Consider the following 14,527-nt stretch of genomic DNA (forward strand, 5'->3'; position numbering starts at 1 on the left):
CTGATGGACAACGCGATCGTGGTGGGCGTTGGCAATATCTACGCCAGCGAGGCCCTGTTCGCCGCCGGCATCGATCCGCGGCGCCCGGCCGGCAGCGTGTCGCGGGCGCGCTATCAACGCCTGGCCGGCGAAGTGAAACGCATCCTGGCGTGGGCCATCGAACGCGGCGGCACGACCTTGCGCGATTTTCTCAATCCGGATGGCGCGCCGGGGTATTTCTTTCGCGAACTGTTCGTCTACGGGCGCGAGGGCGAGCCGTGCAAAGTGTGCGGCTCGCCGATCCGTCAACAGGTGATCGGGCAACGCTCCACGTTCTGGTGCCCCAGCTGCCAGAAGTAATGAAGCTGCTCAGTCGGGCCAGTAAAACGTCACATGCGTGTTGTTGAACTGCGGATCGTCGTAGCCACCGCCCAGCTCGGCGATCAGTCCACCGACGATACCGTCAACGTCCAGCGTCTGGCCCTGCTCGAAATGCGCACCGAGCGCCTCCAGTTCAATCAACCGCTGGCACAGCGCGCCAGCGCGATCGACATCGCACTCCGGCACATTCTTCAGGCTGATGTCGGGCCGGCCAAACTTGCGCATCCCGCGCGTGTGCACCCAGTAGCGGCCGGCTTCATCTTCATCACGCAAGATCAGCACATGGCTACGCAGCGGCGCACCGTCCCTGACCAGGTAGCGCTGGCGCCATTCATCCGCATCGAACAAGGTGAGTATCTGCGGATCGAGTATCGCGACGCCGCCGATGTCGAGCAGCCCAGCCAGCACGCCGAAGGTATCGCGCAGATAGCCGGTATCGGGCTGGTCCTTGAAGCGGCCATGCAACACCAGCACTTGCGGGGCGGCCAAGGCTTTCTCGTACGCCTCCGGGGCATCGTGCTTGAACAGATCGCCCAGCGGCGCCTTCAGCGGATAACCTTCCCAATCGCGCAGCACCTGATGATGGTGGCTGGAAAGCTGCACTTCTTGCGGCAACCCATCGCTGCCATACGGGGCGCTCGGCACGCGGGTCGGCTGGACGTTGCCGAACACATAGAATTGCAGAATGACCTCCTCGTCATTGGGCTGCCAGTGCGGGCGCTGCCAGGCGGGGAAGTAGGTAACCGGGTTGCTCATGCTGTTTCCTTGATGTGATCCAGCGCGGATCAGTGCTTCTCGTCCAGCGGCAGGCTGGGTTGCTTCAGTTCGATGCTGCCTTGTCCCCGGGTGATCTTCTTGAACTCGGCGCGGCTCACCGAGACATAGCGTTCGTTGCCGCCGATCTCAACCTGCGGCCCTTCGGTGATGGCCCGTCCCTGTTCATCCACGCGCACCACCATGGTGGCCTTGCGGCCGGTGTGGCAGATGGTCTTGATCTCTTCCAGGCTGTCGGCCCAGGCCAGCAGATAGCGGCTGCCCTCGAACAGTTCACCGCGGAAATCCGTGCGCAGGCCATACGCCAGCACGGGAATGTTGAGTTCATCGACCACGTCGGTGAGCTGCCACACCTGCGCCCTGGTCAGGAACTGCGCCTCGTCCACGAAGACGCAATGCAGCGCGCCATGTTCGGCGATATTCGCCCGCACCACGGCCAATAGATCGGTCTCCGCCGTCAAGCGCTCCGCGTGCGAACGCAGCCCGATGCGCGAGGCCACGATGCCCTCGCCGTAGCGGTTGTCCAGTGCCGGGGTGAAAATCAGGGTGCGCATGCCGCGCTCGTAATAGTTGTACGCGCTCTGCAGCAAGTTGGTGGTCTTGCCGGCATTCATCGACGAATAGTAGAAGTAGAGCTTGGCCATGCGGATCGGCGGGCATGCGGAGGCGTGCATGGTAACCCGGCCAGCTGCCACCGTGACCGTTCGGTTGCAAGCCTGCTCCGGGGGCGCCCGGTTTGCTACGATCACCCATCACGCTGCACCCACCTGGCCGATTCGACCGACGCATGCTCAACCCCCAACAACTGGCCGCCGTCGAGCACATCGACAGCCCGCTGCTGGTGCTCGCGGGCGCCGGCTCCGGCAAGACCTCGGTGATCACCCAGAAGATCGCTCACCTGGTGCAGCGCCGTAAGCTTTCGGCCTCCAAGATCGCCGCGATCACCTTCACCAACAAGGCGGCGCGCGAGATGCGCGAGCGCGTCGGCAAGCTGGTGAGCACGGATGACGCGCAGGCCCTTACCGTCTGCACCTTCCACGCGCTGGGCTTGAAGTTCCTGCAGATGGAACACGCACGCGCCGGCTTGCGGCGCGGCTTTTCCGTGCTGGATGCGGACGACAGCGAAGGCATCGTCAAGGAACTGGCGCCCAAGGGCGTCAAGCCGGATGTGCTGTTCGGCCTGCGCAACCTGCTCAGCCGCGCCAAGAACGGCGGCCTTTCGCCGGAGGAAGCGCTGGCCGCCGCGCGCAGTCCGCGCGAGCTGGAAGCGGCGACGATCTACGAGCTGTACCAGCAGCGCCTCGCCGCCTTCAACGCAGTCGATTTCGACGACCTGATCCGCCTGCCGCTGCGCATCCTCGAAAGCGACGAGGAGTGCCGCACCACCTGGCGCGAACGCCTGCGCTATCTGCTGGTGGACGAATACCAGGACACCAACGACGCCCAATACCGCTTGCTGAAAGCGCTCACCGGCGAGCGTGGCAGCTTCACCTGTGTGGGCGATGACGATCAGTCGATCTATGCCTGGCGCGGCGCCAATCCCGAGAACATCGAGCAGCTCGGCAAGGACTGGCCAAGCCTGCGCGTGATCAAGCTGGAGCAGAACTATCGCTGCGGCCGGCGCATCCTGCGTGCCGCCAATACGCTGATCGCCAACAATCCGCACCTGCACGTCAAAAAGCTGTGGAGCGAGCATCCGGAAGGCGCACCGATCCGCGTGATCGAATGCAAGGATGGCGAACACGAAGCCGAACGCATCGCTGGCATGGCCACCACGCTGGCGGAAAAGCACAAGGTGCGCTGGCACGACATGGCGATCCTGTATCGCGGCAATTTCCAGGCGCGTCCGCTGGAAAAGGCGTTGCGTTTGGCCCGCGTGCCGTATCACCTCACCGGCGCACTGTCCTTCCTCGATCGCGCGGAAGCGAAAGACCTGCTCTGCTATCTGCGCCTGCTCACCAATCCCAGCGACGATGCCGCATTCTTGCGCGTAGTGAACGTGCCCAAGCGCGAGATTGGCGCCACCACGCTGGAAAAGCTGGGACAGATCGCCCAAACGAAGCATTGTTCGCTGCTCGAAGCGACGCGCAGCGACAGCGTATTGCGCCAGCTGAGCCCGCGCCCGGCTGCGGCACTCGCCTCGTTCTCCGAGCTGTTGGATGAATTGCGCAGCGCCTCGCTGCATGAAAGCGCTGCGGACCTGGTCGATCGCGTGCTCACGCGCACCCAATACGCCGCGCACATCGCCGCCAGCACGCAGGATGCCGCCTTGCGCGACCGCCGCCTGGGCAATCTGCGCGAGCTGGCCGACTGGTTCCGTGCGATGCAGAAAGGCGGCAACAGCGCCGGCGACCTTGCCTCGCAGCTGGCCCTGCTCACGCACGCCGACCGTGACGAGCCCGGCAACGCGCTGCGCATGATGACGCTGCACGCCGCCAAAGGGCTGGAATTCCGCTTCGTCTTTATCGTCGGCTGCGAGGACGGCACGCTTCCCAACGATGCCGCCATCGACGAGGGCCGCGTGGAAGAAGAACGCCGGCTGATGTACGTAGGCATCACCCGCGCCAAGGAATTGCTCACCCTGTCATGGTCGTCCAAGACCAAGCGCTACGGTGAAATCCACAGCAACCAGCCCAGCCGCTTCCTGCAGGAACTGCCGCAGGAGGATTTGCATTGGGAAGGCAAGGACCCCGACGCCGACAAGGAGGCCGTGCGCGAAACGGCCGAGTCGCATATGGCGAAGATTGCCGCCATGCTCGCCGGCGACTGAGTGCATCCATGACCGAGCACCGCTTTTCGGATGAGCAGCGCGCAGGCTTGTATCGCGCCATCCACGAGCGCCGCGACGTGCGCTCGCAGTTCTTGCCCGACCCCATCGCACCGGAGGTGCTGGCGCGCCTGCTTCAGGCTGCGCATCACGCGCCCTCGGTAGGCTTCATGCAGCCGTGGGATTTCATTGTCATCGACAGCCCTGACGTGAAGCGTGCGATCAAGGCGCTCTACGAGCAAGCCAATGCCGAAGCCGCCGGCAATTACGAGGGCGAACGCGCCGCGCAATACCGGCGCTTGAAACTCGAAGGCATCGTCGAAAGCCCGATCAACCTGTGCATCACCTGCGATCGCCAGCGCGGCGGCCCGCATGTACTGGGCCGCAACACGATGCTGGACACCGATCTCTTCAGCACCTGCCTGGCCGTGCAGAACCTGTGGCTGGCGGCGCGCGCCGAAGGTGTCGGTGTGGGCTGGGTAAGCATTGTTGATGCGGCGCAGTTGGCCAAGGTACTGGAGCTACCTGAAAAAGTTTATCCCGTGGCCTATCTATGCCTGGGCTACGTCAGCGAGTTTCTACCCAAGCCGGAATTGGAAATCGCCGGCTGGCGTTCGCGTTTGCCGCTGGATCAGTTGCTCCATGGCAATACATGGAGCGGCCAAGTTGACGACGATGCATTGCTGGCCGCCATCCGCGACACGTAGGCTGAGATGCAATCCCAGCATCGCCATGCATACGAAATGGCTGCTTGAAAGCCATTAAATCAACCGCTGCTGCTCCAACTCCCGCTTCAAGTACGCGTAGTAGATCGGCGCCGCAACCAACCCGGCCAGGCCGAACGCGGCTTCCATCACCAACATCGCCACCAGCAGCTCCCACGCTCTGGCACGAATCTGTCCGCCGATGATGCGCGCATTGAGAAAGTATTCCAGCTTGTGGATGACGATCAGGAAACCGAGCGCCGCCACCGCCACCCATATCGACACCGACAAGCCGGCAATCGTCACCGCCGTATTGGAAATGAGATTGCCGATCACCGGCAGAAGGCCGGCAAGAAAAGTAATCACCACCAATGTCTTGGCCAACGGCACATGGATATCCATCAACGGCAGCACGCCAAGCAGGAAGACGCCGGTCGCCACGGTGTTGATCAGCGAAATCTTGATTTGCGCAAACACGATGCTGCGAAACGCCGCCGCCAATTGTTGGCAACGCTCGCCCAACGAGGCAGCCAGCGGTCCCACCTGATGCGACGGACGCGCGCGACTCAATGCCACCAGCGCGCCCAGCACCAGGCCGAGCATGATGTGCACCAGTACGCGCGCGGTTTCCTTGCCGGCGTTCTGCAGGCTCATCGCATGCTTGCGGGTAAGCTCCAACGCCATCACGCGCAGTTCGTCGACGCTATCGGGCAACCAGTTCGTGAGCGACGTCGGCAGCTGCGCGCGGGCCTTTTCCACCAGCGGCATCAGTTGCTGTTCCCACAGCATCGCGGGGTTATTGATCTCGTTGCGGAAAAAGCTGATCAACGCAACGATCAGCGTAGTGAGCAAACCCACCACGATCACGCCCAGCACCGTCACGACGACCAGGCGTGCGCGTTCGCCGGAAATGCGCCGGCCCAGCAACGGCGTCATCGCGTGCACCAGTTCGTATACCAGCAAGCCTGCGAGCAGCGCGGGCAGCAGATGCAGGCGCAACACCAGCACCAGTGCAAAGGCGGCCAACACGTAACTGGCCATGCGAATGCCGCGGGCGGAAGAAAGGGCTGCGTACACGGGGCGGTCCAGGGGGAGAGCGTGATCCCGGCAAGTCTGTCATAAACTTGCGCGATCCTCTCAGTACATCTTCACGTCTACAGGGTGTTTCATGACCAAGTCCCTGCCCATGCTGTTGGGCACGCTTCTGCTTTGCGCTTGCACCAGCCAGGCGCCCCGTTTCACCGCGCCGTCGCCGACAGCGGCTATGTCGGCCGTCGCCCCGGCTGCAACGCCTGCCGTTCCCGCCGACGACAACCTCAATGCGGTGGCCTGGACCCAGACCGCGCTCGAGCACGACCTGATCTACCGCGAGACCTTCCGCAGCGCGCAAGCCCAGTTGCTCGCCGCCCTCAAGGACAAGCATTGGGATGCGCTCCCCACTGAAGATCGCATCGCACCGTACAAAAACCTCAAGCCGGCCGTGATCCTGGACATCGATGAAACGGTGCTCGACAACTCGTCCTACCAAGTGCGCCTGATCCGCAAGGGCGGCGAGTTCAACGAAGCCGATTGGGCTGCATGGTGCAAGGAAGAACGCGCACGCGCGCTGCCCGGCGCCGTGGCCTTTACCCAATTTGCTGCCAAGCACGGCATTGCCGTGATCTACATCTCCAATCGCGCGCAGGACCTGGATACGGCCACCATAGACAATCTGCGCAAGGTCGGCCTGCCGGTATCCGGGCCAGATGCCTTCCTGGGACTGGGCACCCTCCTGCCGGGATGCGACCAGGTCGGCACGGAAAAGAATTGCCGCCGCCAGCTGGTGAGCAAGCACTACCGCGTGCTGATGCAGTTCGGCGACCAGCTGGGCGATTTCGTCACCGTGCTGAGCAATACGCCAGCCGGCCGCACCCAGGCGATGGCGCCTTATGCGGACTGGATCGGCAGCCGCTGGTTCGTGCTCCCCAACCCGACATACGGCTCGTGGGAACCGGCCCTGTTCAATAACGATTGGACCCTGCCGCGCGATCAGCGGCGCCAGCAAAAGATCCACGCCCTGCATGATGATTGACTAAAAATCAATCACTTAATGGATGTCTCTTAAAGTGTTGCCTGAAGTAAAAAGGGGCCTTATCATGGCCCTGCCAACCCTGCTGACCTCCAACTACTGCGGGCAAGGCCATTTCCCTTCCGGCGCTGCCGGCATGACCCTGCGAGGCCCAATGCCCGCGGGGTTTTCTTTTTTTGTTTTTAAGTAAGATGCACCGCGCCCCGCCGTATGGCGCCGCCTTTTGCCCCTTGCCCGGACGGCAAGCTACCGCCCTCCCACGTGAGACCATTCATGCGCTTTCAAACACTTAGGCATTGCCTGCTGGGCCTGGCGCTGCTCGCGCTGGCCGCCTGCCATCAAAAAGAAGAAAACGCTGCGGCGCCCGGTGGCGCCACGCCGGAAGCGGCCGTGCAAGAGTCCGTGGCGCTGATCAAGGCCGGCGATTTTGCCGGTTTCTGGAAACACGCCCTGCCCCCGGCCGACTACAGCAACCTGCGCGCCGACTGGATGCGCCCGCGCCCTGACCAGCGGCCGATCACCGACGAAGATCGCGCCCGCTTCAACCAGGCGGTCAAGCAGCTCACTGCACCCAACGCAGCAACCACGCTGTACGACCAGCTCAAGCCCAAGCTGGCGCAGATGGAGCAGCAGTACCACGACCAGTTGCCGGTGATGATCGGCATCGGCCAGGCCATTCTCACCACCGGCATCGCCCAGAACAAGACGATGACCGAAAACCAGAAGCAGCAGATGCGCGATGCGCTCAACGTGCTGTTGCCGTGGGCACAGCAGGCGTCCTGGTTTGACCAGGACAAGGCCAAGCAGGCCGTCGGCGTGGTAGTCACCACCGCGCGCCAGCTCGATCTGAAGAGCCCGGATCAGCTCCAGCACATGGATTTCGATACCGCCATGAAGCAGTACGCCATCGCGTACCAGGGCCTCAAGCAACTGCTCGCGATCTACGGCCTTTCCGTCGACGACACGCTCGATTCTGCCAAAGTCACCACCATCGGCATCGACCACGGCCTGGCGCACGTGAAGATCGACTACACCCTGCTCGGCAAGCCGCTGAGCACCGATTCGCAACTGGAGCTGGTGGAAGGCCGCTGGTACAGCAAAGACCTGATCGACAGCGAGCGCACCCAGCACGAACAGCTCATGCACCCGCCGGCACCAGCAGGCAGCAGCACGGCGCCGGCACCTGCCGCCAGCGCAAAGCCACCGGCCAGCAGCAGTTCCACCGGCACCACCTTGGCGGCCAAGCCCTAAGCTTGCAGGCAAGGTCGAACGCTAGACTATGCAGATGCCGACTATGACGACCGCGGAAACTGGTTACCGCAGCCGCGCCCCCTGGTGGTTCAACCTTGCCGGGCACCTGCTTGAGCCCTGGGTACGCATTCGCCGCGATCCAGCCGAACCTGCCAGCCTGCTGCAGGGCGATGCACCCGTCTGCTACGTCATCGAGCGCGACGGGTTTTCCGATGCATTGATCCTGGACCGCGCCTGCCGCGAAGCCGGCCTGCCCAGCCCGATGCAGCCGCTGGCATTCACCCGACGCCGCCGCTCGGTGTTCGCGCTGGCCCGCCGCGACGGTTGGCTGTTCGGCCGCAACCGCAAGCGCTCCCCCAAAGAGCCGTTCGGACAGCTGGTGCGCGCGCTGGAAGGCTTTCCCGATCGCGACATCCAGATCGTGCCGGTTTCCATTTATGTCGGCCGCACGCCCACCCGCGAATCCGGCTGGTTCAGCGTGCTGTTTTCGGAAAACTGGGTGGTGGTCGGCCGCTTCCGCCGCGTGCTCGCACTCTTGCTCAACGGACGCGACACGGTGGTGCATTTCTCTGCGCCGGTCTCGCTGCGCACGGTCTCGAACGAAGAAGGCGACGTTCGCCCGGAACGCTTTGCGCGCAAGATGGCGCGCGTCATGCGCACGCACTTCCGCCGCATCCGCGCGGCGGTGATCGGGCCGGATCTTTCGCATCGCCGCACTGTGGTCGACGCCGTACTCAATGCCGAACCGGTGCGTGCCGCCATCGCCTCCACGGCTGCGAAGGAAAACATCACTTACGCGAAAGCCTGGCAGCGCGCGCACAAGATGACGATGGAAATCGCGGCGGACTATTCGCATCCGGTGGTGCGTTCCGCGTCGTTTTTGCTGCGCAACTTCTGGACCAAGCTCTACGACGGCATCACCATGCACCACTTCGACAAGGCGCGCGCCGCAGCGCCCGGCTACGAAGTGGTGTATGTGCCCAGCCATCGCAGCCACGCCGATTACCTGCTGCTGTCCTACCAGTTGCACGACTCCGGCGTAGTAGTGCCGCACATCGCCGCCGGCGTGAACCTCAACCTGCCGCTGATCGGCCCGATCCTGCGCCGCGGCGGCGCGTTCTTCCTGCGCCGCAGCTTCAAGGGCAACGTGCTGTATTCGGTAGTCTTCAATGAATACATGGCGCAGCTGATCGATCGCGGCGTGCCGATCGAATACTTCGTCGAAGGCGGGCGTTCGCGCACGGGCCGCCTGCTCGCCCCGCGCGCCGGCCTGCTGGTAATGACCGTGCGTGCCTTTCTGCGTGCGCCACGCCGCCCGGTGCTGTTCCAGCCGGTGTACATCGGCTACGAGAAGCTGATGGAAGGCAAGAGCTACATCGGCGAACTCTCAGGCAAGCCCAAGGAAAAAGAATCGCTGCTCGGCCTGCTCCGCGGCCTCGGCGTACTGCGCCAGCGCTACGGCCATGTCGCGCTGAACTTCGGCGAGCCGATCGAACTGACTCCGCTGCTCGACGCCGCCAGCAGCAACTGGCGCGAAACCACCAGCGATCCGAGCACCAAACCCGAATGGCTGAGTTCGGTCGTCGACCAACTGGCGGAAAAAATCCAGATCAACATCAATCGCGCGGCGGATGTGAATCCGATCAACTTGCTGGCGATGGCCCTGCTGTCCACGCCCAAGCACGCGATGGCGGAAAATGATCTGCTCGCCCAGTTGGAGCTGCTCAAGGCGCTGCTGGAGGAACTGCCGTATTCGGATCGCGTGACACTTACGCCGCTAGCGCCCGACGCCATCATCGCCTATGGCGAGCAGATGAACTGGATCACCCGCGTGCGCCATCCGCTTGGCGATGTATTGACACTGGAAGGCGACCAGGCGGTCTTGCTGAGCTATTTCCGCAACAACGTGCTGCACCTTACCGCCACCGCCGCGTGGGTCGCCTGCTGCTTCCTCAACAACCGGCGCATGTCGCGGGCGTCGATCCTTCGGCTGGGCCGTATCATCTATCCCTTCATCCAGAGCGAACTGTTCCTGCCGTGGGACGCCGAAGGCTTCGGCGTGCACCTGCAGGCCACCGTCGATTTCTTCGTGCGCCGCGGGCTGCTGGAAGCGGTCGGCGAAGGCCGCGTACTCGAACGAGGCCCGGGCCAGGACGATGCCGCCTATCAGCTGCGCGTCATCGCACGCAGCCTGATCCAGGCCTTCGAGCGCTACTACATCACCATCGCCGCGCTGGCCAAGAACGGTCCGCACACCATCACCGGCGCCGAACTGGAAAATGTCTGCACCCTCACCGCCCAGCGCCTGAGCCTGCTGAGCGAACCGCTGGCGCCGGAATTTTTCGACAAGGCGCTGTTCCGCGGTTTCATTCAAAAGCTGCGCGAACGCCGCGTGGTATGGACCGACGCCAACGGCAAGCTCGATTACGACAGCGCACTGGAAGACATGGTGCGCGATGCGCGTGTGATCCTGGCGCGCGAGATGCGCCATGCGATCTTGAAGATCACCGGCAGCGAAGAAAAAGAAACACCGCGCAGCGTGACCGAAACGGAACAGGCGCCCGCGTCGGGCGAGCCGCTGAACACCAGCGAAGAGCTGCACGAACGGCATATTGTCGCCGAACAGCACGAGCACGAGCGCAGCTCAACCGATCATGATGAGCGCCCATGATGTGTGACTCGCGCAAACACCCCTGAGCGCACACCACGAGGCGCCCCGTTTTGATGGCGATGGTGCGCCTCAGCGTTTGCCCCTCCCAGTCGACAGCGTGAGATGGGTGGCCATGCCAGCCACCCTGCAACCTGTTCGCTGTCCGCACCAATCCATCCACCTACTCACGCGGCGCGTTTGTATTACAAATCTTTGCGCATTTGTATTGCAGACCCTTACGAGCCCGTGCGCATAGCATCGTCCCAAAGCCGATAGAACCAGACGCCATCTCTTACTGGCCCTGCCTATGTCGGCAATCGGGACTTGCCTAGCATTCACTACTTTCTGCAGCTCTACAGGCTTTCTTTCCTCGCGTTGTGCGGAAAGAAAGAAGAGGGATTGAGCACTTGGCTCAATCCGTTCGCGGGGAATCCAGGGCGGCCGCCTGATGGCCTATGAGCCCTTTAACGAGAAGGAAAAGCGCACATGAAGACGTTTTCTACCTTTCGCCCTACCGCACTGATGGCAGCCATGCTGTTGATCATGCCTGCCGCCGACGCCGCCGATACCCAGCAATCGGCTGCCTCGAAGATATCGGCAGTCAGCAACCAGGAGACCGGCACCTACGATCGATTCATCATTGCTTACCGCGAGGGCAGCGGCATTCGCAACAACCCTTCCGAAGTGGTGAAGGATGCTCAGTTTGCGATTGCGGCTTCCGGCGTGGACCGTATGGCACCTCGCTCCTCCCGCGCCGCCGTGCAACCGCTGACCGTAACCTATAAGCGCAAGCTTGGCATAGGCTCCGAACTGATCCAGACCTCGCGCAAACTCGATATGGCCGAGGCCAATGCGTTGATGCAAAAAATCGCGACCCATCCCGACGTCCTCTACGTAGAACCCGATCGTAAATTGCGCATCGACGAGGCGCCCCTACCGACCTTTCCGTCCATGCGCGCCGATGGAAGCAGCACAGCGTTGTCGATCGCAGCTTTGAGATTCACGCCAAACGACCCGTACTACAACAACTATCAATGGAACTTTTACGCGCCGGGCTATAGCAGCGCGAACATCAACAATGCCTGGGATTTGGCAAGCGGCGCAGGCGTTACGGTCGCCGTCATTGACTCAGGCATTGCTCCAAACCCCGATATCGACCATACCTGGGTGTGTGATGGTTACAATTTTTCGTCGGACGACGGCCCGGATCGAGACAAATGCGGGCGAGATCCCGGCCATCCAATGAATTCCGGGTTACCCAGCACATGGCATGGCACCAAGGTTTCCGGAATTGTCAACGCCAAAACCAATAATCAGATCGGCTTGGCGGGGGTGGCCTACAACGCTCGGTTGATACCGATCCGCGCTGTGCCGTGGGATGGCGCCTACGTTTCCGACGCCGCCGATGCGGTCAAGTGGGCATCCGGTGGCCATGTGGATGATGTCGAGGACGCCAAATATCCAGCCCAGGTGATCAACATGAGCTTCGGAGGAATGGGCGGACCGTGCTCGGCGACGCCAAACGAAGCACTCGCCAAAGCCGTGCAAGAAGCGATAGATCGCAATGTGGTTCTGGTCGCTTCCGCCGGCAACAACAACGCTGACAATGCCAACCACATACCCTCCAGCTGTCCCGGCGTGATCGCCGTTGCCGCAACGGATTATTTTGGCTCTCGCGCCGCGGAGTACTCCAACTATGGCGCGGCGGTTGCGCTAGCGGCGCCCGTTGGTATCCACGCCGATAAAAGAAATTGCAGTGCTGCTAGGCCGTGGGAATGTTCGTGGCTGCTGGGCAACTCAGGCCTGTACTCACCCAACTCGGACGACGAGCCTTACATCTCTGCTGAAAACGGTACTTCATTCGCGGCACCCTTAGTCACCGGCACAGTGGCGCTTATGATCAATGCTCGACATAACGCCGGACTTTCCCCTGCCACACCTGCTCAAATCAGGAACTGGCTGACCAGCAGCACGCGTCCCTTCCCCAGCCAGCCAGATCGCCCCATCGGCAGCGGCATCTTGGATGCTCATGCGGCGATAGTGAAGGCGCTGGATGATTGAAAGCGCGTTACACCCAGCGTTGACGCAAGCCTGTCCATGCATCATCAGGCAGAACAAAGGTGGCGCTACCGCGATAGCGCCACCTTTGTTAATCAAAGTGCTTATGGCGCATGGCCAACCGCTCTATCTACTCGGCGCCTTGCCCCAGCACGCTCCCATTCACTGTCGTTCCATACAGCGAATCTGGCGTGTCGTGATAGGCCTTGCGCGTTTTCATGACCGAACCATCGAACCGCGGATCCTGCGGACGCTCGTGCGCATTCATGAAATACGCCACGTCCCATGCGTCCTGATCGCTAAGTGTATTGCCGCGCCCAAATGGCATGTTGGCCTTGATAAAACCGGCGGCGTTGTCGAGCCGTTCCATGCCCGCGCCCCAGTTGAACGATTGAGCGCCCCATAACGGGGGAAACACGGTGCGATCCGCAACACGCTGGCCCTGGCCATTGTCGCCATGGCACAGTGCGCAATCGCGTTTGAACACCGCTTCGCCACGCGCATAGTCAGGCGCCTGCGCCGGCCGTGGCAATTTCGCGTAGCCGTGGCCAGGAGGTGCAACGCCGATGGGTTCGCCTTTGGACATCCAATAGGCATACGCTTCCAGCGCCACCAGCACATCGTCGCCCAGCGGCGGCGCCTTGCCGTTCATGCTGTAGCGGAAGCAGCCCTGCAAGCGTTCGGCAAAGGTGTTTACGTGATGATTCTTGCTGCGATACGCCGGGTACATGGGGTAGGCGCCCCACATCGGCGCGCTGTGGGCAAGCCGCCCTGCATCGAGGTGGCAGTTTTCGCAATTCAAGGCGTTGCCGACATAGGATTTGGCGTAATGGCCCGTATCGGTAAAGATCTGCCGCCCCAGCAGCACCTGCTTGCCGAAATCGTCCTTGGGCATCGATGCGTCGGGCGGCGGCTCGAAACGGCTGGCGGTCTTCGGCACCGAGCTTGCCGCCGCAGGTGCATGTGATGCTGGCAAAGCAGCCTGCTGCTCCGCGGGATGACAGGCCGCAAGCGCAAGTGAGGCTGCCAACCAGATCCATCGCCATCGCGTCATGGTTGCGACTCCTTCGTCAATGTGGCCGGCTGCGCGGCATACCATGCGCTGATGGCGGCGATGTCGGCATCACTCAACTTGTTGGCGACGGTTTGCATCAGCTGCAACGGGTCGTTGCGCCGCGCGCCCTGTTGCCAGGCATGCAACTGGTTGCCGAGATAGACCGCGGACTGGCCGGCGAGCGGGGGAAAGTGATCGCCGACGCCGACGCCACCCGGTCCATGACATTGCTCGCAGGCGGGCAGGCCGTTCGGCCAGCGTCCGCGCGTCGCGAGCGACTGCGCAAGCTGCGCATCATCACTCGATAGCGTGGCGGCCGGCTTCGCCTGCGGCACCGGCAACTTGCTGTAATACGCCGCCACGGCATCGCGCTCCGCGTCGCTCAGTCCGCTTGCAACCGGCTGCATCGTGGCATTGACGCGTGCGCCCTGGGCGAAATCATCCAGTTGTTTGCGCAAATACGCCTGTGGCAGCCCGGCCAAGCGCGGAAAGCCTGCTGCCACCTGCCCGCCGCCGTCGGCAGCATGACAGGCCATGCATGGCGCCACGCCATGACCGTTGCCTTGGCGGGCAATGCTGCCGCCATCGAGCGTGTCGGCGAACACGCTCTTGGCCATCAGCGCGCAGCACGCCAACACCGCGATGTGCAACATGCTCATGGCTGCGCCGGCTGGAAGCCGTACTTGCGATAGATCGCCTGCGCTTCGGTAGAAGCCATGAAGGTGAGGAAATCCTTGGCGGCCTGCTCATGCGGTGCATTTTTCATGCGCGCCGCCGTATAGGTAGCGGTGACATTCTGCGCTGCCGGTATGGCTACGGTTTCTACCGGGCGATGCAGGAT

Annotated in this window: 13 protein-coding genes; 7 read left to right on the top strand and 6 right to left on the bottom strand. The window is 62.6% G+C overall.

The features are described 5' to 3' along the window. The coding region (locus tag VMA74_RS07650) for a zinc finger domain-containing protein (protein WP_325366041.1) at nucleotides 1-339 on the top strand (339 nt) is incomplete at its 5' end. Between the two features lie 9 nt (nucleotides 340-348). Here the strand turns inward: VMA74_RS07650 and VMA74_RS07655 are convergent. Next, on the bottom strand, nucleotides 349-1,116 hold the full coding sequence (locus VMA74_RS07655) for a hypothetical protein (protein WP_325366042.1): 768 nt from the start codon (nucleotides 1,114-1,116) through the stop codon (nucleotides 349-351). A gap of 29 nt (nucleotides 1,117-1,145) precedes the next feature. Further along, the gene (locus tag VMA74_RS07660; protein WP_325366052.1) at nucleotides 1,146-1,778 is read right to left on the bottom strand and encodes a thymidine kinase; all 633 of its coding nucleotides are present in this window, start codon (nucleotides 1,776-1,778) and stop codon (nucleotides 1,146-1,148) included. A 143-nt stretch (nucleotides 1,779-1,921) separates the two neighbouring features. Here VMA74_RS07660 and VMA74_RS07665 point away from each other — a divergent pair, with 143 nt between their 5' ends. After that, nucleotides 1,922-3,904, top strand: a complete 1,983-nt coding sequence (locus VMA74_RS07665) for a UvrD-helicase domain-containing protein (RefSeq protein ID WP_325366043.1) — start codon at nucleotides 1,922-1,924, stop codon at nucleotides 3,902-3,904. 8 nt (nucleotides 3,905-3,912) lie between these two features. Further along, complete coding sequence (gene bluB, locus VMA74_RS07670) at nucleotides 3,913-4,608, top strand: 5,6-dimethylbenzimidazole synthase (protein WP_325366044.1); 696 nt, start codon at nucleotides 3,913-3,915, stop codon at nucleotides 4,606-4,608. Nucleotides 4,609-4,662: 54 nt separating this feature from the next. Here bluB and VMA74_RS07675 read toward each other — a convergent pair whose 3' ends face one another. Continuing rightward, complete coding sequence (locus VMA74_RS07675) at nucleotides 4,663-5,646, bottom strand: AI-2E family transporter (protein ID WP_325366053.1); 984 nt, start codon at nucleotides 5,644-5,646, stop codon at nucleotides 4,663-4,665. A 127-nt stretch (nucleotides 5,647-5,773) separates the two neighbouring features. On the opposite strand from VMA74_RS07675, the gene VMA74_RS07680 reads away from it, so the two are divergent. The 4 genes from VMA74_RS07680 to VMA74_RS07695 all read left to right on the top strand — a co-directional run bounded on the left by VMA74_RS07680 (nucleotide 5,774) and on the right by VMA74_RS07695 (nucleotide 12,635). Continuing rightward, nucleotides 5,774-6,676 carry a 5'-nucleotidase, lipoprotein e(P4) family gene (locus tag VMA74_RS07680; RefSeq protein WP_325366045.1) on the top strand — a complete coding sequence of 301 codons (903 nt, stop codon included), beginning with the start codon at nucleotides 5,774-5,776 and terminating at the stop codon, nucleotides 6,674-6,676. Nucleotides 6,677-6,946: 270 nt separating this feature from the next. Then, on the top strand, nucleotides 6,947-7,924 hold the full coding sequence (locus tag VMA74_RS07685; protein WP_325366046.1) for a hypothetical protein: 978 nt from the start codon (nucleotides 6,947-6,949) through the stop codon (nucleotides 7,922-7,924). Nucleotides 7,925-7,958: 34 nt separating this feature from the next. Beyond that, on the top strand, nucleotides 7,959-10,595 hold the full coding sequence (gene plsB, locus VMA74_RS07690; protein WP_414649579.1) for a glycerol-3-phosphate 1-O-acyltransferase PlsB: 2,637 nt from the start codon (nucleotides 7,959-7,961) through the stop codon (nucleotides 10,593-10,595). A gap of 465 nt (nucleotides 10,596-11,060) precedes the next feature. Next, nucleotides 11,061-12,635, top strand: a complete 1,575-nt coding sequence (locus VMA74_RS07695; protein ID WP_325366048.1) for a S8 family serine peptidase — start codon at nucleotides 11,061-11,063, stop codon at nucleotides 12,633-12,635. 127 nt (nucleotides 12,636-12,762) lie between these two features. Here VMA74_RS07695 and VMA74_RS07700 read toward each other — a convergent pair whose 3' ends face one another. The 3 genes from VMA74_RS07700 to VMA74_RS07710 all read right to left on the bottom strand — a co-directional run. Next, entirely contained in the window at nucleotides 12,763-13,686 is a 924-nt protein-coding gene (locus tag VMA74_RS07700; RefSeq protein ID WP_325366049.1) for a c-type cytochrome, read from the bottom strand. Next, the gene (locus VMA74_RS07705; RefSeq protein ID WP_325366050.1) at nucleotides 13,683-14,345 is read right to left on the bottom strand and encodes a c-type cytochrome; all 663 of its coding nucleotides are present in this window, start codon (nucleotides 14,343-14,345) and stop codon (nucleotides 13,683-13,685) included. The genes VMA74_RS07700 and VMA74_RS07705 overlap by 4 nt, the downstream gene beginning before the upstream one ends. Then, on the bottom strand, nucleotides 14,342-14,527 hold a 186-nt coding region (locus tag VMA74_RS07710; RefSeq protein WP_325366051.1), incomplete at its 5' end, for a molybdate ABC transporter substrate-binding protein. The genes VMA74_RS07705 and VMA74_RS07710, both read right to left, overlap by 4 nt.

This window comes from Dyella sp. (assembly GCF_035508675.1).
Classification (GTDB): Bacteria; Pseudomonadota; Gammaproteobacteria; order Xanthomonadales; family Rhodanobacteraceae; genus Dyella_B.

What these genes read in the sequence shown, in the direction of transcription:
- VMA74_RS07695 (WP_325366048.1), top strand. Translation starts at nt 11,061, where the DNA reads ATGAAGACGTTTTCTACCTTTCGCCCTACCGCACTGATGGCAGCCATG.
- VMA74_RS07685 (WP_325366046.1), top strand. Translation starts at nt 6,947, where the DNA reads ATGCGCTTTCAAACACTTAGGCATTGCCTGCTGGGCCTGGCGCTGCTC.
- VMA74_RS07655 (WP_325366042.1), bottom strand. Translation starts at nt 1,116, where the DNA reads ATGAGCAACCCGGTTACCTACTTCCCCGCCTGGCAGCGCCCGCACTGG.
- plsB (WP_414649579.1), top strand. Translation starts at nt 7,959, where the DNA reads ATGCCGACTATGACGACCGCGGAAACTGGTTACCGCAGCCGCGCCCCC.
- VMA74_RS07700 (WP_325366049.1), bottom strand. Translation starts at nt 13,686, where the DNA reads ATGACGCGATGGCGATGGATCTGGTTGGCAGCCTCACTTGCGCTTGCG.
- VMA74_RS07675 (WP_325366053.1), bottom strand. Translation starts at nt 5,646, where the DNA reads ATGGCCAGTTACGTGTTGGCCGCCTTTGCACTGGTGCTGGTGTTGCGC.
- VMA74_RS07680 (WP_325366045.1), top strand. Translation starts at nt 5,774, where the DNA reads ATGACCAAGTCCCTGCCCATGCTGTTGGGCACGCTTCTGCTTTGCGCT.
- bluB (WP_325366044.1), top strand. Translation starts at nt 3,913, where the DNA reads ATGACCGAGCACCGCTTTTCGGATGAGCAGCGCGCAGGCTTGTATCGC.
- VMA74_RS07660 (WP_325366052.1), bottom strand. Translation starts at nt 1,778, where the DNA reads ATGGCCAAGCTCTACTTCTACTATTCGTCGATGAATGCCGGCAAGACC.
- VMA74_RS07705 (WP_325366050.1), bottom strand. Translation starts at nt 14,345, where the DNA reads ATGAGCATGTTGCACATCGCGGTGTTGGCGTGCTGCGCGCTGATGGCC.
- VMA74_RS07665 (WP_325366043.1), top strand. Translation starts at nt 1,922, where the DNA reads ATGCTCAACCCCCAACAACTGGCCGCCGTCGAGCACATCGACAGCCCG.